The organism is Pseudomonas sp. NBRC 111119, assembly GCF_001320125.1.
Lineage (GTDB): Bacteria > Pseudomonadota > Gammaproteobacteria > Pseudomonadales > Pseudomonadaceae > Aquipseudomonas > Aquipseudomonas parafulva.
On sequence record NZ_BCAV01000016.1, the window covers coordinates 43855 to 65521 of the forward strand.

Annotated in this window: 22 protein-coding genes; 17 read left to right on the forward strand and 5 right to left on the reverse strand. The window is 59.7% G+C overall.

Annotated elements, in window-relative coordinates; genetic code table 11:
• Window positions 1-4 precede the first annotated feature (4 nt).
• Window positions 5-1225 carry an MFS transporter gene (locus tag APH25_RS06590; RefSeq protein ID WP_023047522.1) on the reverse strand — a complete coding sequence of 407 codons (1221 nt, stop codon included), beginning with the start codon at window positions 1223-1225 and terminating at the stop codon, window positions 5-7.
• A gap of 529 nt (window positions 1226-1754) precedes the next feature.
• Between APH25_RS06590 and APH25_RS06595 the strand changes: the two genes are divergently transcribed.
• From APH25_RS06595 to APH25_RS06675, 16 genes are all read left to right on the forward strand, one after another.
• The gene (locus APH25_RS06595) at window positions 1755-2090 is read left to right on the forward strand and encodes an RAQPRD family integrative conjugative element protein (RefSeq protein ID WP_060481455.1); all 336 of its coding nucleotides are present in this window, start codon (window positions 1755-1757) and stop codon (window positions 2088-2090) included.
• A complete protein-coding gene (locus APH25_RS06600; RefSeq protein ID WP_031311871.1) occupies window positions 2077-2316 on the forward strand; it encodes a TIGR03758 family integrating conjugative element protein in 240 nt (79 codons plus the stop codon). The genes APH25_RS06595 and APH25_RS06600 overlap by 14 nt, the downstream gene beginning before the upstream one ends.
• Window positions 2317-2331: 15 nt before the next feature.
• Window positions 2332-2709: a TIGR03745 family integrating conjugative element membrane protein gene (locus tag APH25_RS06605; RefSeq protein WP_023047519.1), complete on the forward strand. Its 378-nt coding sequence runs from the start codon at window positions 2332-2334 to the stop codon at window positions 2707-2709.
• Window positions 2710-2716: 7 nt separating this feature from the next.
• Complete coding sequence (locus tag APH25_RS06610) at window positions 2717-3118, forward strand: TIGR03750 family conjugal transfer protein (protein ID WP_041505773.1); 402 nt, start codon at window positions 2717-2719, stop codon at window positions 3116-3118.
• Complete coding sequence (locus APH25_RS06615; protein WP_023047474.1) at window positions 3115-3753, forward strand: PFL_4703 family integrating conjugative element protein; 639 nt, start codon at window positions 3115-3117, stop codon at window positions 3751-3753. Before APH25_RS06610 ends, APH25_RS06615 begins: the two co-directional genes overlap by 4 nt.
• Window positions 3753-4559 carry a TIGR03749 family integrating conjugative element protein gene (locus APH25_RS06620; protein ID WP_041505772.1) on the forward strand — a complete coding sequence of 269 codons (807 nt, stop codon included), beginning with the start codon at window positions 3753-3755 and terminating at the stop codon, window positions 4557-4559. Before APH25_RS06615 ends, APH25_RS06620 begins: the two co-directional genes overlap by 1 nt.
• Window positions 4549-6057, forward strand: coding sequence for a TIGR03752 family integrating conjugative element protein (locus tag APH25_RS06625; protein WP_041505771.1), 1509 nt, complete (start codon window positions 4549-4551; stop codon window positions 6055-6057). Before APH25_RS06620 ends, APH25_RS06625 begins: the two co-directional genes overlap by 11 nt.
• Window positions 6020-6439 carry a TIGR03751 family conjugal transfer lipoprotein gene (locus tag APH25_RS06630; protein ID WP_013972285.1) on the forward strand — a complete coding sequence of 140 codons (420 nt, stop codon included), beginning with the start codon at window positions 6020-6022 and terminating at the stop codon, window positions 6437-6439. The genes APH25_RS06625 and APH25_RS06630 overlap by 38 nt, the downstream gene beginning before the upstream one ends.
• Entirely contained in the window at window positions 6439-9180 is a 2742-nt protein-coding gene (locus APH25_RS06635) for a conjugative transfer ATPase (protein WP_041505770.1), read from the forward strand. The genes APH25_RS06630 and APH25_RS06635 overlap by 1 nt, the downstream gene beginning before the upstream one ends.
• Before the next feature lie 219 nt (window positions 9181-9399).
• The gene (locus tag APH25_RS06640; protein WP_023047476.1) at window positions 9400-10371 is read left to right on the forward strand and encodes a TIGR03756 family integrating conjugative element protein; all 972 of its coding nucleotides are present in this window, start codon (window positions 9400-9402) and stop codon (window positions 10369-10371) included.
• Entirely contained in the window at window positions 10371-11726 is a 1356-nt protein-coding gene (locus tag APH25_RS06645) for an integrating conjugative element protein (protein WP_041505769.1), read from the forward strand. Before APH25_RS06640 ends, APH25_RS06645 begins: the two co-directional genes overlap by 1 nt.
• Window positions 11723-12028, forward strand: coding sequence for a hypothetical protein (locus APH25_RS06650; RefSeq protein WP_012315174.1), 306 nt, complete (start codon window positions 11723-11725; stop codon window positions 12026-12028). Before APH25_RS06645 ends, APH25_RS06650 begins: the two co-directional genes overlap by 4 nt.
• 9 nt (window positions 12029-12037) lie before the next feature.
• The gene (locus tag APH25_RS06655) at window positions 12038-13576 is read left to right on the forward strand and encodes a conjugal transfer protein TraG N-terminal domain-containing protein (protein WP_012315175.1); all 1539 of its coding nucleotides are present in this window, start codon (window positions 12038-12040) and stop codon (window positions 13574-13576) included.
• Window positions 13577-14393: 817 nt separating this feature from the next.
• Window positions 14394-14759, forward strand: a complete 366-nt coding sequence (locus APH25_RS06665; RefSeq protein WP_012315176.1) for a DUF3085 domain-containing protein — start codon at window positions 14394-14396, stop codon at window positions 14757-14759.
• Between the two features lie 115 nt (window positions 14760-14874).
• A complete protein-coding gene (locus tag APH25_RS06670; protein ID WP_052293025.1) occupies window positions 14875-15348 on the forward strand; it encodes a hypothetical protein in 474 nt (157 codons plus the stop codon).
• 85 nt (window positions 15349-15433) lie between these two features.
• On the forward strand, window positions 15434-16372 hold the full coding sequence (locus APH25_RS06675; RefSeq protein WP_012315177.1) for an ArdC family protein: 939 nt from the start codon (window positions 15434-15436) through the stop codon (window positions 16370-16372).
• Between the two features lie 86 nt (window positions 16373-16458).
• Here APH25_RS06675 and APH25_RS06680 read toward each other — a convergent pair whose 3' ends face one another.
• Together APH25_RS06680 and APH25_RS06685 are read right to left on the reverse strand one after the other, a co-directional pair.
• The gene (locus tag APH25_RS06680; RefSeq protein ID WP_012315178.1) at window positions 16459-16824 is read right to left on the reverse strand and encodes a histone-like nucleoid-structuring protein, MvaT/MvaU family; all 366 of its coding nucleotides are present in this window, start codon (window positions 16822-16824) and stop codon (window positions 16459-16461) included.
• 126 nt (window positions 16825-16950) lie between these two features.
• Entirely contained in the window at window positions 16951-17145 is a 195-nt protein-coding gene (locus tag APH25_RS06685; protein ID WP_012315179.1) for a hypothetical protein, read from the reverse strand.
• Window positions 17146-17364: 219 nt separating this feature from the next.
• Here APH25_RS06685 and mobH point away from each other — a divergent pair, with 219 nt between their 5' ends.
• On the forward strand, window positions 17365-19074 hold the full coding sequence (mobH, locus tag APH25_RS06690; protein ID WP_012315180.1) for a MobH family relaxase: 1710 nt from the start codon (window positions 17365-17367) through the stop codon (window positions 19072-19074).
• Window positions 19075-19266: 192 nt separating this feature from the next.
• Here mobH and APH25_RS26210 read toward each other — a convergent pair whose 3' ends face one another.
• Both APH25_RS26210 and APH25_RS06700 read right to left on the reverse strand, forming a co-directional pair.
• Window positions 19267-19965, reverse strand: coding sequence for a DUF3320 domain-containing protein (locus tag APH25_RS26210; RefSeq protein WP_307606309.1), 699 nt, complete (start codon window positions 19963-19965; stop codon window positions 19267-19269).
• Between the two features lie 388 nt (window positions 19966-20353).
• Complete coding sequence (locus APH25_RS06700; RefSeq protein WP_012315182.1) at window positions 20354-21667, reverse strand: OprD family outer membrane porin; 1314 nt, start codon at window positions 21665-21667, stop codon at window positions 20354-20356.

A 21667-nucleotide genomic window follows, 5' to 3' on the forward strand; every position in this document is an offset into this window, starting at 1 on the left:
CGTGCTAGGTACGGATGACCGGATGCGGATCGGGATAACGATAGGAGCCGATCATTAGAATTCCCAGCGCGCAGGCGAAGCACACGATGCCGGCGGTTACCATCACGATGTCGTAGCTATGAAAGCGGTCGAAGGCCAAGCCATACAGCGCGGGGCCGAACATTGTGCCCAGGCAGAACAGCGAGATCAGTAGGCCGTAAATGGCACCGAAGCTCTTAAGGCCAAAGTAACGTTTCACGAAGAACGGCACCAGATCGCCTTCCCCGCCGATTAACATGCCTGTCAGCATCGCTCCCAATGCAAGCTGCAGATAGGGGGTTTCGTGCGTTGCGGTACCCAGCAGCATCACGCCGCAGCCACCGAACAGGAACACTATAGAAGCCAGCACTCTCGCTGGAATCAGGTCTAGGAGCAAGCCCACCAGGAACCGTCCCACCGTCAGGCCGAGGGCGGAAAATGCGGCACCGGCCGCCGCCATCTCGGGCGACACGCCGTTGTCCGACAGTAGGGCCGGCAAGTGCACGATCCCGCCCAGGCCGACCGCCGCGACCGACGCAACACACACGCCGATCAGCCAGAAGCATGGATTGGCGAAAGCAGTTTTCGCCTCATCCCCCGACAGAACGACCAACGGCCTGGCAACGGCCGACGCATCTGCGGTCTTTACTTGGTTGGGAATACGCCGCAGCATGGTGTGCGCGATGTAACCGATCACCGACGCCACCACGGCCAACAACAGGTATGCCGTCTGCCAGTCGTAATGGCGGATCATCCAGCCGGTAAACAGCGGTGCCAGCGCTGCCCCGATACCCGCTCCGATCGAAGCGATGCCGAACACCAAACCGACGCGCCGTTCGAAGGCATAGGCTAGGATAGGCAGGTAGCCGACCGGCGAAGTCGCCACGCCCAGCAACCCAAGCAAGAAGGCCTTGGTGCCCAGCGCCGACGTCGTCATCGGGCCCGTGGCCAGCAGCAGCAGACCGAGTACGAAGCAGATGATGGACACACCGATGACACGCTGATAACCGAAGCGATCCATCAGGCGGCCCGCCACAGGCGAACTGATGGCCAGGCCCAGCGATGCCAGGGCCATACAGCTGGCGACCACGCCGCGCCCGGCATTCAGCGACTGCGCGATGGGCAGCAGGAACACGCCGGTGGTGCCGGCAAATAGCGCGGTATACCCGCCCGCCAACCCGATTGATGTCGCGGCGACCAGCGCCACGCTACGCCGGCTCCGATCATTCCTAGCTACCCCGGCGGGAGTACTGCGCCCCGCGAAGTTCTCAATTGAACTGTCCACGCATATCTCCTCGCTTCTCTCTTTCTGGATAGCGTGGCGACCAATTTATTAGAGCGGGCTTCTTGAGAACACTGAAACTTCTGCATCAGCGACATGAGCCGGATGAATCGGAAAATTCTCGCTCTATGCATAGCTCGAATGAGCGGTTTGCGCTGACCGGTTGCGGCGCGCCGTCGTACACACGCAATCCTCAAGCAACAACACCCCACGCACTGCAGGTAGAACTGTCATTCTCCGATTGATGACTGGCGAGTATCTCAGATGCTCGCTACAGCGTTAGTAAGCCCACCAGCGCCAGCAAATTGGTATCGCTACCTCAATGGCTCAACTCCTGTCCTGCCCCGCTCCTGCCAACCTCGTCAGAATGCGAAAGGCCATGAATCCTTTTAACGCGTGCCTTAACTCGCCCGCTCAGTAATGGTGGCGACCAGAGATAGCTCTGGAGCTCGCCATGAGGACATATGCCTTCCCGTTGCTTGTGATTTTTCTAACAACACTCCCGGCTGTTGCGCAAGAAAATCGCGAGTGCTCAGATCTGGGACTTGTGCAACGACAGTTCAATGCCATCGAACAGTTGGTCGATCGCGCGGCAAGCGGCTCTGACGGTGCCACTGGAGCGCGCTATCGCTTCGACTATCAGAGGTTTGCGGCCGACCTCGAACGTGTACGTGAAGGCATCCGTAACTACCTGTCGCCCTCCCGCGCGCAGCCAGCTGACATGGTCGAAGTAACCGGTGATTACCGTACTGAAGCATCCCTCGCGAGGCCATCCGATGAGCATGACTGACGCCCAACTCAGCGCATTCTCGGCCGTGGCCGGGTTTACCCCGCAGCTCAGTTCGGTGTTGTGGCGTTCATCGGTGCTGGTGCTGGCGTTGCTCTGGTGTGCCTGGGCCCTGTGGACCGGCTACCGCGGTTGGGCGGCCGGCAATCTCAATTTCGGTGCGCTCGGCGGCAGCACGCTGCGTCTGGCCCTAGCCCTGATCGTGATGATGTTTTTCATGCTGTCGTAATCTGGAGACCCTGCCATGAAACGCTCCCGTCGCTACTTCCTTCCACTGCTCCTGCTGCGGGCCACCTATGCAAAAACCTTGTTCGGCAGTCTGGTGCTACTGAGCTCGACGCTGGCCAGGGCTGACTTGCCGACCATGGAAGCGCCCTCCCGCGGCGAAGGGTCGGGGCTGATCGACACCATCAAGAACTACGCCTACGACGGCGGCATCCTACTCGGGCTGCTGATTGCCACCCTTGCCTTCCTGGGCGTGGCCTGGCATTCGCTCACCGTCTACGCCGACGTGCAGAACCAGCGCAAGACCTGGAAGGACCTCGGTGCCGTGGTCGGCGTAGGCGCGCTGCTGGTGGTGGTGATCCTGTGGTTCCTCACCAAAGCTGCGACGATCCTGTGAGGTTTCCATGTCCGACGCCCCTGCCACCCTCCCCGACGGCACGCTGACCTTCCTGCCGGAACGCCTCAACCGCGATCCGGCCGTCCTGCGTGGTCTCACCAACGACGAGATGTGGGTCGCGCTGATTGTTGGTGCCGTACTGGGTGTGGTCCTCGGCGCGCCGCTGGCGGTGGCCACCGTCTCCATCGCCACCCTCCCCACCTGCATGTTCCTGTGCATGGCGTTGGTGCTGCTCGGTGGCGGCAAGCTACTCCGTCGGGCCAAACGCGCTCGCCCTGAGACCTGGCTGTATCGACGCCTTCAGTGGCAACTGGCCGTGAACTGGGGCATCGGCACTCAGTACCTGATTCTGCACTCCGGCCCGTGGACGGTCCGGCGCACGCGCCGGTCTGCAAGGACCGACCCATGAGCCGCTTTCGCAACAAGGTGGATGCGCAGCAGGCGCATATCCTCAGCCTGCGCCTGGCCGTGGCGACCTTGGCACTGATATGTATGGGTCTGTGGTACGGCTGGCAGTCCGCGCCTTCCGAACTGACCATACACGTGCCGCCGGATCTGCGCTCCGGCAGTACGCGCAAATGGTGGGACGTGCCACCCGAGAACATCTATGCCTTTGCCCTGTACATCTTCGGCCAGCTCAACCGTTGGCCCACCGACGGCGAGGTCGACTACCACCGTGCCATCTTCGCCCTGCAGCCCTACCTGACACCGGCGTGCAAGACCTTCTTCGACGGCGACTTCGAGTACCGCAAGGCGGCCGGCGAACTGCGCGGTCGCGTGCGCGGTGTATACGAGGTCCTGGGCCGCGGCTACAGCGATGATCCCGACTTGCGGGTAAAGCAGCTGGATAAGCACAGCTGGCTGGTCAAGCTCGACCTAAATGCTGACGAGTACTACGCCGCCGAGCCGGTAAAGCGCGTGGTCGTGCGTTACCCCCTGCGTGTGGTGCGTTTCGACGTCGACCCCGAGCACAACAAATGGGGCCTGGCCCTGGACTGCTACGAAGGCACACCGCAGAAGCTGACGCTGCCTGGAGGTGCGTGATGATGCGTGTCTTGATCCTGATTCTGGTGTCGGTGGCCGGGTGGTGTTCAGCCGCAGCCGCCGTTGAGGTCAAGTACTGGGACCGCCTGCCGCTGGCCGTGCCGCTGACGGTAGGCCAGGAACGTCTCCTGATGTTGGATGAAGATGTCCGCGTCGGGCTACCCAGTGCGATCAGCAGTAAGCTGCGCGTGCAGTCAGTCGACGGGACGGTGTACCTGCGTGCGTCGGAAGCCATCCCCCCGACCCGACTGCAGCTGCAGTCGGTGAAGTCAGGGGACATCATCCTGGTCGACATCGAAGCGCTCGAGGGCAGCGAGACGCTGGAGCCGGTCAAGATCGTTGCTCAGGCACAGGCACCAGATGTGGACACCGCGCCGGACGCAGCGCCTGCAGCGACGCCGGTACCGGTGGTGCTGACGCGCTATGCCGCGCAGAACCTGTACGCGCCACTGCGCACCGTGGCGCCCTTACCCGGTGTGCGCCGGGTCCCGCTGGGCGAGTCCTCAGGCTTCAGCACACTGCTGCCGACCGAGCACGTGGCCATCAAGGGACTCGCCGTCTGGCGGCTGGGTGACTACTGGGTGACGGCGGTGAAGATCGTCAACCGTGGGCCGGCCAAGGTCACGCTGGACCCGCGTCACTTGCAGGCCACGCTGTACGCCGCCACCTTCCAGCATGAGTATCTGGGGCACGCCGGCACACCTGAAGACACCACCGTGGCGTACCTCGTCACCCGCGGCGGCGACCTGAAGCACGCACTGCTGCTGCCACCGCCAGCGCCGGAGGCTGCCGACCATGAAAGCTAACGGCTTACTGAAATGGCTGGTACCCGCAATCCTGCTGGGGATTGTGCTGATCATCGGCAAATCCTGGATGGCGGCGCCGGATGGACAACCTGCCCACGACCCAGAGAACACCGCACTCAGCCCTGACCAGGCTAAGGCCCTCGGCATTGCCGGCGACACGCCGCGCGACACCGTGGCAACGCTGATTGGCCAGGTCAAAGCGATGCGCAGCGAGATGCTGTCGCTGAAGAAAGGCAATGAGACGCTGCAGACTGAGAACAACCGGCTGCGCACGCGCGAAGGCAATATCGACAGCCGGATCCAGAACACGCTGAGCAGTGTCACCCAGCAAGTCACCGAGCAGCGCCAGCAGGCCAACGATGCTCGGCAGAAGGCCGAGCAACAGCACCGAGAGACCCAGGGTTTGCTATCCCGACTCAAGGACCAGCTCACCAGTAAGCCGGCCGCGAAGTCCGACGTACCCGTGGGCTTCGGTCTAGAGCCGGGTGACGGGCAACAATTCTCCGGGGCCCAACCGGCAGCGGATGCGGTGCAGTGGGTCGAGCCTTCCAATGCACGTGCCGGCCAGGAGGGGGCCAGCAAAGCGGAGGGGCCATTGTCGTCGCTGACGTCAAAGTTCAAGGATCTGCATGGCCTGGACAACAACGCCATCGACCGGAGCCAAGACCATCTGCGCGCCGTGGCCAAGGGCGAGCGCGACCTGGAGAACACCCAGGATCGGGCCGAAGGCGCCAAGCCGGTCTACACCATCCCAGAGAACTCGACCCTGATGGGCTCGATCGCCATGACCGCCCTGATTGGCCGCGTGCCGGTGGACGGCACGGTGAATGATCCCTACCCGTTCAAGGTACTGGTGGGACCGGACAACCTCACCGCCAACGGCATCGATCTGCCGGACGTGGTCGGCGCCGTCATGAGTGGGACTGCGGCGGGTGATTGGACCTTGTCTTGCGTGCGCGGCCAGGTCGAGTCGATCACCTTTGTTTTCAGCGACGGCACCATTCGCACGGTGCCGCAGCCGCAGAAGGTGGTCAGTCGCAACCGCAGCAGCGCACAGACCTCGGACACCGAAAAAATCCGCGGGGGCCTCGGCTACATCTCCGACCCTTACGGCATTCCCTGCATCGCCGGCGAGCGCCGTTCCAACGCCCAACAGTACCTGGGCAGCCAAAGCCTGATCACCGCAGCCGGCGCCGGCTTCGCGGCAGCGCTAGGCAGCGAACAGACCAATACCTCATTCATCAACTCTGCCAGCGGCAGCCTGGGGCTCTCGCAAAACAGCGGCAACAGCGCGCTGAACTCGGTCATCAGCGGGGGCATCGGCGACATCCGTGACTGGATCAACAAGCTCTACGGAGAAGCCTTCGCCGCCATCTACGTCCCGCCGGGGGCCAAGGTGGCCTTGCACCTGGATCACGAAATCAGCATCGACTACGAACCCAAAGGCCGGAGAGTGAATCATGAACGCCCATCCGTTTCGGTACTGGACCTGGATTAGCCTGCTGCTGTGCCTGCACCTGGCAGGCTGCACCACCAGCAAGGACGAGATGCTGCCCCACGGCGATCACACCATGCTGGATATCTGGAACAGCGGCGGCGCGGTCGGCACGCAGCAGCAGTTGCAAGAGGCTCGCGGCGAACTGCGCCGGCCAGTGCTCGATCCCGAGCGCCTGATCAAGGACCAGAGCGCCTACACCCGCACAGCCGCCAACGAGATCCGCGCTCAGTTCCCACGCCTGCCTAATCCCGACCTGGTGATGTACGTCTACCCGCACCTGGCCGGCACCCAGCAGGCGCCGGTGCCCGGCTACTCGACCGTGTTCCCGTTGTACGAAAAGGTCCAGTACGCACTGCCCGGCGAACGCCTGGACGATCTGTGATGGACGAGGATGCAGATCGCACGTCGCCGCGCTGGCAGCCCTGGCGCGCGGCGCAGCGTCGGCGCGCAACACGTGCGGACGAGACTGAGCAGTACGCGCACAACCCCAGCTTCACCGACCACTTGCCCTGGGTCGAATACCTCGAGGAGGAGCAGTGTTTTCTGCTCGATGACAACCGCTCGGTAGGCGCCGTGTTCGAACTGCAGCCGATCGGCACCGAGGGCCGTGAGCCCGAATGGCTGATGGCGGCGCGCGATGCGTTGGAGGATGCGCTGCAGGACAGCTTCGACGAGCTCGACCAGGCACCCTGGGTGGTGCAGTTCTTCTGTCAGGACGACAGTGATTTTTCCCCGTACCTGGAGCGCCTGGAACAGTACGTTGCACCACGGGCGACAGGCACACCGTTCACCGCCGCTTTCCTCGCCTCGATGCAACACCACCTCGATGCCATTGCCAAGCCAGGCGGCTTGTTCGACGACCATGTCGTGTCGCACCTGCCCTGGCGCGGCAGCAATCGACGGATTCGGCTGGTGGTCTATCGCTGGCTCGGTGACCAGGCCGACGACGAAGGGCAAAACCCCGCTCAGTTGCTGGGAAGGACTTGTGACCGCCTAATGGCATCGTTACAGGCCTGCGGGGTCAATCCTCGCCGGCTGAACGGGCGTGACTTCTACGCCTGGTTGCTGCCTTGGTTCAACCCAGCCCCCACCCTCACGGGCGAATCACCAGCGGCATTCTATCGACGCGTGCCCTACCCGGAGACCGATGACGGCGATGGGCTGTCGCTACCGTTCGACCACGACTTTGCCGAGCGACTGTTCTTTCAGGAGCCACGCTCGGACCGCGAGCAGGGGCTGTGGTATTTCGATCAACAGCCGCACGCGGTGATGGTGGTCGACAAACTGCGCAGGCCACCCCACATCGGCCAGCTGACCGGCGAGACCCGCAAGGGGGAGGCGCTCAACGCCCTGTTTGACCAGTTACCCGAGCAGGCCATCCTGAGCCTGACCTTGGTCATCACACCCCAGGATGTGCTCGAGGAGCAACTCAACCGCTTGGCGCGCAAAGCCATCGGCGAAAACCTGGCCTCGACCCAGACCCGCCAGGACGTGGAAGAGGCCCGCGCGCTGATTGGCCGCCAGCACAAGCTATACCGCGGCACCTTGGCACTGTACCTGCGTGGCGCCGATGAGCCGCAATTGCGCCAGCGCTCGATCCAGGCCGCCAACGTACTGCTCGGCGCCGGCCTGCAACCGGTGCGTGAGGGCGATGAAGTGGCCGCCTGCAACAGCTACCTGCGCTGGCTGCCGATGGTCTACAACCCCGCGCGGGATAAACGGAACTGGTACACCCGCCTGTTGTTCGCTCAGCATGTCGCCAACCTGTTGCCGCTGTGGGGGCGTAGCATCGGTACCGGCAACCCAGGGATCACCTTCTTCAACCGAGGTGGTGCGCCGCTGTCGTTCGATCCCCTATCCCGCTTCGACCGCTCCATGAATGGTCACCTGCTGTTGTTCGGCCCGACCGGCGCTGGCAAGTCGGCCACCTTGGTCTCGATCCTGATGCAAGTCATGGCGGTGTATCGGCCGCGGCTGTTCATCGTCGAAGCCGGCAACTCCTTCGGCCTGCAGGGCGACTACTTCGCCACCCTCGGCCTGACCGTCACTAAGGTTCAGCTCAAGCCCGGCAGCGGCTTGAGCCTGGCTCCCTTCGCCGATGCTCGGCGGCTGATCGAGCGCCCCGACCAGGTCGCCAGTCTGTCGACCGAAGACCTGGATGAAGACGCTTCGGGCAGTGACGAGCAACGCGATGTGCTGGGCGAACTGGAGATTACCGCTCGCCTGATGATCACCGGGGGCGAAGCCAAGGAAGAGGCCCGCCTCACCCGGGCTGACCGCAGCCTGATTCGCGAGTGCATCCTCGACGCCGCCAGGCACTGTGCGGCCAGCGATCAGCAGGTCATGACGCGCCATGTTCGTGATGCCCTTCGAGTGGTGGCCAGCGACACCCACCTGCCAGACAAGCGTCGCGAGCGGGCCCAAGAAATGGCCGAGTCCATCGACCTGTTCTGCCAGGGCTTCGAGGGTGCGCTGTTCGACCGACCAGGCACCCCTTGGCCGGAAAGCGATGTCACGATCGTCGACCTCGCCACCTATGCCCGCGAGGGCTATGAAGCGCAGATGTCGATCAGCTACATCAGCCTGATGAACACGGTGAACAACCTCGCCGAACGCGATCAATACCTCGGTCGTCCGATCATCATGGTCACCGACGAAGGTCACATCATCACCAAAAACCCGCTGCTGGCGCCCTTCGTGGTCAAGGGCACCAAGATGTGGCGCAAGCTCGGTGCCTGGTTCTGGTTGGCAACGCAGAACCTGGCCGACTTCCCCGACGCGGCACAAACCATGCTCAACATGATCGAGTGGTGGATCTGCCTGAACATGCCGCCGGCGGAAATCGAGGAAATCGCGCGCTTCAAGAAGCTCACGCCGGCGCAGAAGACCCTGCTGCTGTCGGCGAGCAAGTCCTCGGGCAAGTACACCGAGGGCGTGGTTCTGTCGAAGCAACTGGAGACACTGTTTCGTGCAGTCCCGCCAAGCCTGTACCTCGCCCTGGCCATGACCGAGCCCGAGGAAAAGGCCCAGCGCTGGCGGCTGATGGAAGCGCATCAGTTATCCGAGCTGGAGGCTGCGCTGCAGATTGCGGCGGACATCGATCGCTTGCGCGGCATGTCCTGAACTTCGGAATACCGATGTTCTGGGCCTGCTGAACAATAAAAATCGATAGGAGTACATTTGTACTCCTTCGGTGATTTTGGAAAATCCGCGGCCTCACCCTGGCGACTGAAGAAATCGAACGTACGAGTCTCGGTTTGTCCGTCCCCCTCCTCTGCCTGATCCGCGATGCTGCAACTCGGCGCATGGATGCACACCGTTGCCCCTTGCCGAGTGCTGCCGATGAACCTGACCGCCCCATACCGAACGCCACAGCCAAACAAACCCGGCCGAGGTCGCGCCTTCGTCGCGATCGCTTTGCTCCTGGCCGCTGAGCAGTGCCTGGCGCTGACCACCCCTGCCATCATTGCCTCGGTCGCGTCGCTGCAGTGTTTGGAGTACCGGATCGTCGGGATCTGCTACTGGCTGCTGTGTACTCCGTTCGGCTGTACGGTGCGAACCTCGCCCAAGGTCCGTCACTTCATTCCCGAATTGGTGGTCGCGAGCTATTCCGATACCGGCAGCAACCCCTGGGGCGAGATGTCTGCCTTGTCGGCACCGACACCCCTGTCGCAAGGCGGGGGCAACCTGATCACATCCTCGCCGCAGCGCAACAACCTGCCCCGCTTCAAGAATGTCGACGGCATCGGACATCCTGGCGGCGCTGCACTGACTGCCCTGGCCCACAGCTTCGGCTATGCATGTCCAAGCGGGGCGGTGCCACTTGCGCCCTACTACCTCAGCACGCTCGATCCACTAGCCTGGCGCCAGGCCATCCCCGAGTCCGTCTACCCGCAAGCGCTCATTCCGGGCATGCGTGAGATCGGTAGCCAGGCCCTCGGCAACATGTGGGGCAACGTCTACCCCCGCCAGGGTGTCTTGGTACAACCCGACGACTTCAAGGCCGCTGCGGTGATGGCGCAGCGCGCCAGCGATTTCATCACCCGTGTCGGCCAGCCGCACGTCTATTTGCCGCTGCAGCCGATGCCCTCTCCCGGCTATTGGCCGCCACAGCCGGTGATGGAGAACAACGTCAACAACCACCGCTGGCAGTTGCTCGCACCGAGGGTGCAGAGCACCTGCGCCATCTTCCCCAGCCCAACGATCCAGAGTGCCGAGGGCGCCTACGCCTGGTCGCTGTGGCGGCCGTACAGGTGCTGCCAACGCATGGGCCAGACCTTCCTGTTCAGCATCGACTTTGATGGAGGCCAGTGATGAACACCCTTTCATTCGGGTTGGTATGCATCTTCGTATGCGCCGCCGGCCACGCCGCCGAGAGCGGCTACCACCTGGGCGATCAGGCCCAGGTTCTGGACGACCGGGTGATGTACACCATCGGTGGCGGGTCGGCGGCGGGCGCGCCCTCCTCGCTCTACCGCCCCAGTGAACTCGGCGTGGGCCTGTCCTGGCGCGCGAACATGATGTGCGGAAACATGAACCTCTCCAACACCCTGCAGAACCAGCTCAACGGTGCCACCCAGGGTTTCCAGCAGATCATGGGCAACGTCATCCAGAACGCCACCCAGGCGGTGATGTCGCTGCCGGCAATGATCATCCAGCGCGCCAACCCCGGGCTGTACGAGCTGCTGAGCAACGGCGTGCTGCAGGGGCGCATCGACTTTGACCGTTCGAAGCTCACCTGCCAGGCGATGGCGGCGAAGATGGCCGACAAGGTGGATCAGGCCGGTTGGGGGGCACTGGCGCAGAACCAGGAAATGCAGCACAACCTGGAGCAGTCCGACGGTGATGCCGTTACGGCGGTAAAGGACACCGAGTCCAACAACGGCAACAACGGCGTCAGCTGGATTGGCGGGCAGAAAGCCGGCGGCCATGGCCAGGCGCCGATCCGGGTGACCTCGGACGTGGTCAAGACGGGTTACAACCTGCTGCACAACCGCTCGGTCGAAGACACCTCGACCGTCGGCTCAAGTTGTCAGAATGGCGCGATTTGCCAGGCTTGGTCGAGCCCCGACGAGGCTGCTGAGTGGGCCACTCGAGTGCTCGGCGAAACCGAGGTAAAGACCTGTAACGATTGCGAGACGCTGCGCGTGAGCGCGGGCGCCGGTCTTACGCCACTGATTCAGGAAACCTACACCCAGCACCTTGAGGGCTTGCAGCGCATGTTGTCAGGCGCTGAGGAACCCACCCCAGAGAACTTGGGCAAAGTCTCCAGCCCGTTGCTGCAGGTCTCACGCGGCGTCATCGAAGGCCTGCGCGATGACCCCGACCAGAACCTACTGGCCCGACGTTTGGCCAGCGAGACCGCGTTGTCGAGCGTGATCTACAAGGCAATGCTGCTGCAGCGCACGTTGCTGGCCGGCAGCCATGAACCCAATGTGGCGTCGGCGCAGCCCGCCACTACCGCCCTCAACAGCAACGTCGAAACGCTGGAGCGCGAGATCCGCCTGCTGCAAACCGAGTTGCAGGTGCGCCAAGCGCTGGCCACCAATACCGCCAGTCTGGTCCTCGATCGTCACGCCGGCGGCGCCGATGCCTCACGCAATATCGACCAGCGCGATCCACGCCCAGACCGCCTGCAGCGAGCGGATCAGGGAAGGAGCACGCCATGATGCCGTTTTCTGTGAGGAGCTCGGTCGTTCGGGGCCTGCTGATCCTCGGCGTCGTGATGGTCATGTTGCTGATTGCCTGGGTAGCGCTGCAACTGAGCGGCCCCCAGCTGGATTGGTTCGAGGAAGCACAGGGGCGTACGCCCTATTTCGCCTACTGGCGAACCCTACTGTACACCCTGATTTTCGCCGGCTGGACCGCGGCACTCCGCTTGCGGTCGCGCCCTGATGACCAGCACCGGCTCTTGCGCCTGGGCCTTATCGGATTCAGCTCGATCATCCTGGTCGAACTCTCGCGTGTGTGAGTTGCAGCCATGAACATGAGCACCAACAGTTACCTCGAGTATTACCTGTCGCTGCTGGCGTGGATCATCAACAACGGAATCTGGAACACACTGGCGGACACTGGGCTGTTTGCCGCGCCGTTTGGCGCGATCATCCTGCAGGAATGGTTGTCGGCCCGCCAACAGGGGGCCGATGAGGGCAACAAGGGCTTACTGTCGATCCCCCGCGTCGAGAACCGGCTGTGGATGAGCTACGTCGTCATCCTGTTTGGCTGCATGCCGTTTTTCCCGTTGAACCTTTCCTCCGTGACCTTCGAGGATGCGGCGAGCCAGCGCTGTGGCGTGTCGATGGCCAAGCCCGCCGACACAGCCTGGGGAACCACCTTCAATACCATCGGCGAGAAATCCGCCAACGTGCCGGTGTGGTGGTACCTAGTGCATGCCATGAGCAAGGGCATCACCGCCGCCGCCACGGCGTCGATCCCCTGCGCACCCGACATTCGCGCGATGCGGATGGAGATCGACAGCTCGCGGATCAATGACCAGTTACTACTGCAGGAGGTCGCCGATTTCACCCGCGACTGCTACGGTTTTTCACGCTCGCGGCTGTTTACCAACCGCCCTGAGCTGGACGAATCGCAGAGCTACGATGCGTCCTGGATCGGCTCAACCTACTTGCTCGACACGCCGGGTTACTACGACACGGATCGCTCGCGCACGCCACGGGTTGATTGGCCGTATGACGAGACGCGGGATACCTCTCTGCCCCGATTGGACAACGGTGCGGGTTACCCAACCTGCAAGCAATGGTGGAGCGATGCCACGGTGGGCTTGCGCGACCGCCTGGTCGCCGAGGTCGATCCCAATCTGCTCACGCAGTTGCGCGGCTGGCTGACCGGGCGCAGCTCGACCGAAATCGAAGATGCCACCCTCCGTGAACTGGTGAGCCCGCGCCAGCAGTCATTGAGCATGGCGCCTGGTCAGGTGTTCCAGGACTACGGCAGCAGTGCCCGAGGCGGCTCGTTGACGCAAGGGCTCAACAACCTCGCCACCAACACCGGCCTGGCCCTGGGCTCGTTCAGCAACTTCCCGGCAATGAATGCGCTACGCGCTGCTCTGCCAATGGTGCAGGCCTTCCTGATCATGGGCACGATCATCAGCCTGCCGCTGGTGCTGCTGATCAGCACCTATCAGCTCAAAGCGCTGATGACGATCACCTTCGCGCTGTTCACCCTGCATATGCTGACGTTTTGGTGGGAGCTGGCCCGCTGGATCGACTCGAGCATGCTCGACACGCTGTACCACCAGGTCTCTGTCACGGACCAGGCGCTTTTAACATTACCAACGGCAGGCTTCATGGATGGGACGGTCACTGCGCAAGTCATCGAGTATGTGATGGGAGTCATGTTTGTGGTGTTGCCGATGTTTTTCCTCAGCGTGATGAGTTGGGCTGGATATAACGTGGGCAGTGGCGTTCAAACTCTCTTAACGCGCGCAACGGAAGGAGCTCAGGCACAGGCTGAAAAAGGAACATCGCAGCTAATGTCGGCAGCCCGAAAATCGAAATGACTGATTACCTCGGGGCCCCATTGTCATCGTACATTTCTGGATACCTGAGATGATGTCGAGGGTGACTCATTTCATGTATCCCAGGTTGCCTATCTGTACTAATAGGCAGCGCCGCGATGGTCCACAGGGCAACCATTCCGATCGCCAGGAAGAAAGCGACTGATGCGACAGCAAGCAAGAGAATCAACTTAACAAGTTGCATGCCGACCCGGCGATACCTAAGCGGCACCTTCGCCAAAATCGATGAGTGCAATACGCTGGTTTCTAGCTGATTGACCAATCGTCCCGCTCGACCTGCGGCACGAATCAAGTACTTGCCGAAAGGAGTACGGCTGGGGCTTGAAGAAGCTGGGGCCGTCATTTTCGTACCTCCGTTTACTACGTCGTACTCGCGGCCAAACCGCTACAGATAATTTGGATCCAAGCTTAGCTTACTCCTCTCCCGCAGTTTTCCATGACCGTTGATCACTTGGTTTACGCTGCTGATCGCCAGTGGCACTGCATGGATCAGCTCACCGCACCCTTCTAAAAATCATCATTGACGCTACGCCAACTCGCTTGATACACCGGACCTGCAATCACTGGAAATCCAGCACCCCAGGTGGCCTCAACCTTCAAGGCCACGTCACTCCCGTGATGGTTGTCCCAAGGGCGATTAGCGTTCGGTGGCTCGCCCGGTTGCCGCTCCCGCGGTGATGAGCGCCCTTTCACATCGGCCTCACTGAGCCCTGCTCCGTTGAAGCTCCTTTTCCATTTCCGTGCTGGGAATTCTTCCCGCATGGGTGGCATTCCTCCGCACTGCCTGGAGGAAATCACCATGTTGCGCTTCACAGGAACTGAACTTCACGCTGTGTTGGCCGAAGCCGGCATCAATGGTTGCAGAGTGATACTGGTCAAGGATCACGGTGTCTACCTTATGTCCGAGATCGGCGAAAGCAAACCGGATGGCAACGGCCGTAAACGCGTGGCCTATGCCACTGGCTGCAACCCTGAGGTCGACGAATTTGATGCCTGGTGGAATCGAGCCCGCGATGAGTTCGGCGGCGATGATTTTGCCGAGTACTTCGACATTGACGATCCTGTTCTCGCAAGTCTTCGAGGAACAGCAGGATCGCTGGTGATTGAGGCCACCTCCACGCACTTGTACATCGCTGCCGAGGTTGCCCTAACTGGCAAATCCTGAGCGTTCTAGAGACACAGGCGATGTTCCAGAGAAGCACGATTTTGTGCCTCTCTGGGATATCGCTCATTTCAATCTCCACGCCAACAGCAACGAGCCACTCATCTGAAGTTTTGGGATGGAAAACCTTCTCTGGAAGCGGCTGGAAACTCGACCTGCTAGGCAGTCTGGATTGGGCATTGACCCCACAAGCAAGCGCGTTTTAATGCCTGGACACGCCCTGTTTTTAGTGAGGGTTGTGGCGATGGAACTAACCCAGGAGGCACAAGTGTCCAGGAATAACCGCTCCTTTCCCGCCATTGTCCTGAGCCCTGGGGTATGGCAATTCATCGCCGAGGTTGGTACTGCTACTGATGCAGTCGCGCAATCAGAACAGCGCTTGCAAGCCGTACTGGGCATCGCTCTGGCTTCGGTAGATCACCAGTTGCGCCAATCGCGCGAGTTGCTACTCGATCATGCTTCCCAGCGCGACTCACGCTCCTCGACGACAGCCACTCAGTTTCAGGTAACTCACATCACGCCAGAAACCGGCCCTGTTTTTCTGCACATCCGGTTGCCACATGAGATCGGTGTGGACATCTCGTCGGCCTGAACACCCGCACTACCACTGTCCATTTACCCCACCGGGAACCCTTCCCGGCCGGGCAGCGTTCCCCCTTTTTGCACTGGAGAACGTCATGTCCGATATCTACCTGGACGTCACCAACAAGATTGTCAACGCCCTGAATCAGGGGGTGATCCCGTGGATCAAGCCCTGGACCACTACAGGCTTGCAGAATGACTCGCCTTTTCCCATCAACGCGATTACCCGACGTCCCTACGCCGGCATCAACATTCCACTGCTGTGGGCCGAAGCCCGCCTGCGTGGGTACCGCCAGGATCTCTGGCTCACCTACAACCAGGCGCGCAAGGCCGGCGGCCATGTGCGCAAGGGCGAGCAATCGACCCTTGCGGTGCTGTACAAACCCATGAGCAAGGAAGCGCACGACGAAGAGGGTCAGGTCGTCCGCGATGAGCAAGGTAATATCAAGATGGTGCAGTTCGCGCTGCTGCGGACGCATTGCCTGTTCAACATCGAGCAGACCGAGGGACTTCCCAACGAAGAACAGCCATGGGATGAGAGCATAGATTCGACAGCGTTCATCGATCATGCCCCCGCCGAGCAACTGCTGATCGCCAGCGGCGCACGCATCGAACACCGTTACGGCGATAGCGCATGCTATCTGCCGATTCGGGATCTCATCCAATTGCCCACCAAGGCCCAGTTCGTGGACGTCGGCAGCTACTACGCAACCGCGTTACACGAACTGACGCACTGGTCGGGTCACCACGCCCGCCTCAACCGGGAAGGCATCACGGGCGGGCATGCGTTCGGCTCTGCGGCGTACGCCTTCGAGGAGTTGGTCGCGGAGATGGGCGCAGCGTTTCTCTGCGCCTTCACCGGCACCCAGGGCGAGTTGCGCCACGAGGAGTATCTGGCGTCCTGGTTGAAAATCCTCAAGGAAGATAAACGCACCATTTTCCGCGCCAGCGGTCAGGCACGTGAGGCGTCCGAGTACCTGTTAGCGCTGCAGTCGGATCAGGCCAGCGAGACGACCGAACGGCTAACGGCGTGACTTTTCACTTCAAATAGAAAGGCCCCAACCGGGGCCTTTGTTTTGCCTGCAACGCCGAGCATCGGCCGCTGCAATTGAGCTAGCGATTACTGCAGCCAGCTCTCGACGGTATCCGAGCCGTGTTCCTGCTTCCACTGCTTGAGGATCTTGTGGTTACCGCCCTTGGTTTCAACGACCTCACCACTGTGCGGATTCTCGTAGCGCTTGACCTCGCGCGGCTTGCGCTGAGCGCCAGTGGAGGCGGAGGCAGCACTCACACTCACACCTCTGGATGGGTCGAGAATGGTGATGACTTGGCGCAGGCTCATGCCGTACTGGTCCAGCAAAGCCTTGAGCTTTTGTTCAAACTCGATTTCCTGCTTCAGGCCGGAATCGTTTTTCATCGCGTCCAGCTGTTGAAGTTGAGCAGCCAGTTGAGCTTCCAGTGCTTTGAATTCGGCAAGTTTGGACATGTGAAATCTTTCCTAAGGTTGGGGCATGTGGGGCAATAGTACCTTAGGCAAAAGTACTAGCCGAGCGTTAATTAGCTCTTCATCCAACTTTTCATCCTTCAAATATGCACATATCTATGTGACTAATCAGTCCGGCAAGAACTGGCAAAGGTGACCCACTAATTCACGAGGCGCAGCACTGTTGCCGATCTTGAAAAGCATATCGCGCTGACTGCGTGGCAGCTGTTTCGCACAGCGCTTGGCTGCTGATCGAATGGCAGCATCGGTACCATGAATCCGGTCGGCCAGTAGCACGATCAATATGGCATCGCTCAACGTCATCAGGCTACCTTCCCCCAAATAATACCGGATAGTCTACCTCGCGAAAAAAGGACAGGCCATGCCGGTCCAGCCCATAACTCGATGCGCCAGGCTTCAAATTTTCGCGTTCGCGAAAAGGGCCTACAGGGTAAAGGGTAACGGCGGCAATGGAAGGGGCACAAGGGTAAAAGCTCTATCCGAAAGGCAAAAGGACCTTCTGAACGTAAAGCAGGTACCACGATGAAACGCAGGTGGTTCAAACGTAAAAAAGGCAATGCTGCAGAGCCCACGCTCGCTCCATCGCCTGAGGGATATTTCCTTCCACTGGCCCCTGAATCCCTGCTCTGTGCCGACCACCGGAAAAAGCTGTTGGAGCGCATCTGGCAGTACACAGCGCTCTCCGAGCCTCAGTTTGAACAGCTCTACCTTGATCCGATCCGCCGTTACGCCGCCTTTGTACAGCAACTCCCCGCCAGCGAAAGCCACCACCATGCCTACTCGGGCGGCATGCTCGACCATGGACTAGAATTAGTGGCCTGCAGCCTGAAGCTGCGCCAGTCGTACCTGCTACCCAGCGGCGCTGCGCCAGAAGACCAGGCCGCGCAGGCCGATGCCTGGAGCGCGGCGATTGCCTATGGCGCCCTGCTCCACGACATTGGCAAGATTGCCGTCGACCTTCAAGTGGAGTATCAGAGTGGGGAGGTGTGGCACCCCTGGCACGGCCCTTTGAACCAGCCCTACCGCTTTCGCTACGTGACCGGTCGCGACTACAAACTTCACGGCGCCGCTGCCGGGCTGCTGTACACACAGATATTGACGCCCCGCCAGCTCGACTGGCTCAGCAACTATCCAATCCTGTGGGGCCACCTACTGTTTCTGCTGGCCAACCACTACGAGCACGCCGGCATCCTCGGGGAACTGGTGATGCAAGCTGACCGGGTCTCCACTGCGCAGAACATCGGCGCCAACCCCACCAAGGCCCTTCAGGCACCCAAACACTCGTTGCAGCATCACCTGCTCACGGGCCTGCGTCACCTGGTCAAAAACGAGTTCAAGCTCAACCAGCCCGGCGCGGTCGGCTGGCTTACCCAAGACCATCTGTGGCTGGTCAGCAAGACCGCCACCGACAAACTGCGCGCCTTTCTGTTAGCTCAGGCGGTGGATGGCATCCCTTCCTCCAATATCGCCCTGTTCGATGAGCTGCAATCACATGGGCTGGTGGATGCGACACCAGGAGGCAAAGCGGTATGGAGCGCCACCGTAACAGACGATGTCTGGCAACAGCGCTTTACCTTTCTCCGCCTGCAGCCAAGTCTTATTTGGGCCAATGAGTCGAGGCCGGACTGCTTTGCAGGCACGGTAGAACCGATGATGGACGGTCCACTACAGACCAGCGAAGCCAAGACAGTTAGGCCGCAAACTGCTGAAGATGAGAAGCAGCCGGTCGCCTCTCCCCAAAGTCAGGATTTCGACTATCTCGAGGATTTGATGAACATGTTGCAAGAACCGAGCGAGCTCGAAACTGGACCAAGCGCGGGAAACCTGCAATCCACCGCTCCGCCATCCAAGGATGCCGAGGGGCTGGACTTCCTCGATTGGCTGCGCAAAGGGGTTCTCAATCATCGTTTGGTGGTCAACGACAGCAATGCCAAGATCCACACCGTAGACGGCACATTTTTCCTGGTCACCCCGGGCATTTTCCAACGCTACGCTGCCGAACACCCCGAGTTAGCCGAAGCAGACCCTCAAAGCGACGCATGGCGACGAATCCAACGTCACTTTGAAAAGCTGGATGCTCATCTAAGAAAGCCCAATAGGCAGAATATTTGGACTTGCAAGGTTCGAGGTCCTCGCAAAACAAGCTTATTAAATGGCTACCTCCTGCGAGAGAAAGCAGCCATATCTCGAGAGCCACCAACGGACAACCCATTCCTCACATTGATTAAATAAAGCAGCGGTGGAGCCTCCTTAAGTGCCCAGGGTTTGAACAATTCATACCCTGAACACATCAACCTAATCTTCCCCGCGATGACGAATAGCGTTCTCGATCCGCAAGCGGCCTGCGTGTGCGAGCCTCATAACACCGGCCTCTCTAGCAACGGCGTGGATCAAGGCTTCAGCCGCGTGCCCTTTGGTCTCCATTTAACCCACAAGTGCGGCCAATTCCTGCAAGCAGATTTCTACAAGGCTACGTACAGAGTCATCGTCACCAGGACGACGGAATACGACCGCCGAATCTGATTGGAGGCTGGCAGGCCAGAAGAACGTGCCCAGTTGTTCCTCCTCATGTGCCCTGAAATGAGCATGCGCAAGCTGATCGACACGATCTCGGATCCGCGCTCCTGTACGCACCCAGCCATGCGCTCGAGCAATACGCCGAGCTAAGACACTGTCCAATACGGGGCCTTCTTCATTTTTCATGGCATCGGATGGATCGATGGCGTCCAGATTGAGCGAGTTCAAGGTGATTCGGGAGAACGCCACACTCAGGATCGGTAATTCCTCCACGTGGCCAGTTGAACTGTTGAGCACATTATCGAGCGCCGTTACGATCACCAGATCATCAGGCAGGATCGCCAACAGCTCGCGAGCTACCCGCAGAGCGCAGCTACAAACGTAGTCTTGGTGCAGCTCGTTGAATCGGCCAACCGGCATAGCCTTAGTCGACAGCTTTCCACTTTTCAGGAGTGATTTGATCTCGCTCGGGATGACATGAGACCCATGGATCGCCAGACGTGCCTCAAGCAAACCGGACTCGTGAACGATCAGCCCTGATCGCCAGCAAGACAAACAACAATCAAAGTCTTCCAACCCCAAAATGAAACCGCCTGGATCGTTCAAAACACAAACAACCAAACACTAACCCCTACTATTTTTCAGCAACATCCGCACCAACCTCAATCAGAGTGAACCTACCAGAAAACAGCCAATCTAGTGCTTCTTTATTCTAGCCAAAAGCTCAAACAACACTATCCGCGACCTACAAACCGTGAACAGCACTGAACACTTTAAGTTCAACACCAAAACCTCTCCAGGAGATTTAATAGGCGGGCCATCACAACCCTGAATACGTCGCGATTCCTCTGACTACTCTAGCCTTGAATGTTAAATTAGCGCCCCTACAACCAAGATAACTTATTGATACTTTACCACCTAGACACCACCCCAGACAAATCTTAACAAACAACGCACCTCACCACACTTGAAACACAAACGATAAAGCACTAACTCAAAACAACTCGACATTATAGCTCACCATCAACCGAAGCTGATTCTGATCTGGAGTTACTTCACTATTCAGCTCTCCATAAAGCAAGCCCAGACCTAAGCCCCGTAACGGCCCGCTTCGGACTGCATAGGTAAGTATAATGTCAGTTTCTCGCTCACGAAGTGAGCTACCAGCGAAACTCTGAATACCCTCTGAATCTTGGTGAGCAACAGTCACATTCAAGCCTGGGATACCCTTCGCTGCAAAATCGTAGCTATACTGGGCGATCTGTGTGTCTTGACCAGCACGACCAAAATATGACTGCAACCGCTCGGCGATCAAGTATGTACTTGCACCTCTCGCTCCAAGGTCACCGCTCAGGCTGCCCTGATTAAGGTGAACAAAATCACTGTCATCCGATACGCTCTGATACCCCAGCATAAAACTGTGCCCGCCAACAGCATAGGTAAACGCCAAGCTCCAAGTATCGTTATCGATCTCACCACGGTGGTCAGGAGTATATCCCGCTATCTGATAGCCTGGTTCACCGGCAGCATTGGCTCCGATACCACGCGAACGAAAGTAACGCAGATCACTCTTCAAGCTTCGCCCTTCGGTAACTTTCCAAATATGGGAAACACCCAGAAACTGTTGGCTATAGTAATCCTCTAGGGCGGCTTGATAATACTGGAGCAAAAAATTGTCCCGTGTTCGGTAGTCGACCCCTGCGAAACGGAAGTCATTACTCTGTCGCCGTCCTCCCGCAACAGCCATACCAGTACGATCAGCTGAAGCGACTCCTGTAACTTGGGTGATCTTACCTGCCGTTAGCGTAATATCGTCTAACTCGCGTAAAGTCACCATGCCCCCTTGGTAGGTCTGTGGAAGAGGTCGAGTATCGGTAAACACGAGAACGGGTAACTTAGGCATCAACGTACCAACGCGCAGATCGGTTTTTGATGCCTTAAGTTTTAGCGTCGCCCCAAATCGACTCCACTGGTCAGCGGCATGGTCACCGTCAGAAGTAAGTGTGGTACTACCCTGATGACGACCCTTCCCACTATCCAGCTTCACACCCAACAAGCCAAGAGCATCCACACCAACTCCAATTTTTCCATCGGTATAACCGGACTCATACAACAATCGAAAACCCTGTCCCCACTCCTCGGCCTTCGAGGTTCCGGCATGTCCCTCTCGATAGTCCGTATTTATATAGAAGTTACGCAGATTAAGATTTAGCTTTGAATCTTTCAGAAAAGCACCAAGTGCAGAGGGCGCGCAAGCAAAACCAATCAAGAGAGGCAACGGATACAAAAGACCTTTAACTACGCTCAC

Coding starts and splice junctions, on each gene's coding strand:
- APH25_RS06595 (WP_060481455.1), top strand. CDS start 1,755: ATGAGGACATATGCCTTCCCGTTGCTTGTGATTTTTCTAACAACACTC.
- APH25_RS06600 (WP_031311871.1), top strand. CDS start 2,077: ATGAGCATGACTGACGCCCAACTCAGCGCATTCTCGGCCGTGGCCGGG.
- APH25_RS06605 (WP_023047519.1), top strand. CDS start 2,332: ATGAAACGCTCCCGTCGCTACTTCCTTCCACTGCTCCTGCTGCGGGCC.
- APH25_RS06610 (WP_041505773.1), top strand. CDS start 2,717: ATGTCCGACGCCCCTGCCACCCTCCCCGACGGCACGCTGACCTTCCTG.
- APH25_RS06615 (WP_023047474.1), top strand. CDS start 3,115: ATGAGCCGCTTTCGCAACAAGGTGGATGCGCAGCAGGCGCATATCCTC.
- APH25_RS06620 (WP_041505772.1), top strand. CDS start 3,753: ATGATGCGTGTCTTGATCCTGATTCTGGTGTCGGTGGCCGGGTGGTGT.
- APH25_RS06625 (WP_041505771.1), top strand. CDS start 4,549: ATGAAAGCTAACGGCTTACTGAAATGGCTGGTACCCGCAATCCTGCTG.
- APH25_RS06630 (WP_013972285.1), top strand. CDS start 6,020: ATGAACGCCCATCCGTTTCGGTACTGGACCTGGATTAGCCTGCTGCTG.
- APH25_RS06635 (WP_041505770.1), top strand. CDS start 6,439: ATGGACGAGGATGCAGATCGCACGTCGCCGCGCTGGCAGCCCTGGCGC.
- APH25_RS06640 (WP_023047476.1), top strand. CDS start 9,400: ATGAACCTGACCGCCCCATACCGAACGCCACAGCCAAACAAACCCGGC.
- APH25_RS06645 (WP_041505769.1), top strand. CDS start 10,371: ATGAACACCCTTTCATTCGGGTTGGTATGCATCTTCGTATGCGCCGCC.
- APH25_RS06650 (WP_012315174.1), top strand. CDS start 11,723: ATGATGCCGTTTTCTGTGAGGAGCTCGGTCGTTCGGGGCCTGCTGATC.
- APH25_RS06655 (WP_012315175.1), top strand. CDS start 12,038: ATGAACATGAGCACCAACAGTTACCTCGAGTATTACCTGTCGCTGCTG.
- APH25_RS06665 (WP_012315176.1), top strand. CDS start 14,394: ATGTTGCGCTTCACAGGAACTGAACTTCACGCTGTGTTGGCCGAAGCC.
- APH25_RS06670 (WP_052293025.1), top strand. CDS start 14,875: ATGGAAAACCTTCTCTGGAAGCGGCTGGAAACTCGACCTGCTAGGCAG.
- APH25_RS06675 (WP_012315177.1), top strand. CDS start 15,434: ATGTCCGATATCTACCTGGACGTCACCAACAAGATTGTCAACGCCCTG.
- APH25_RS06680 (WP_012315178.1), bottom strand. CDS start 16,824: ATGTCCAAACTTGCCGAATTCAAAGCACTGGAAGCTCAACTGGCTGCT.
- APH25_RS06685 (WP_012315179.1), bottom strand. CDS start 17,145: ATGACGTTGAGCGATGCCATATTGATCGTGCTACTGGCCGACCGGATT.
- mobH (WP_012315180.1), top strand. CDS start 17,365: ATGAAACGCAGGTGGTTCAAACGTAAAAAAGGCAATGCTGCAGAGCCC.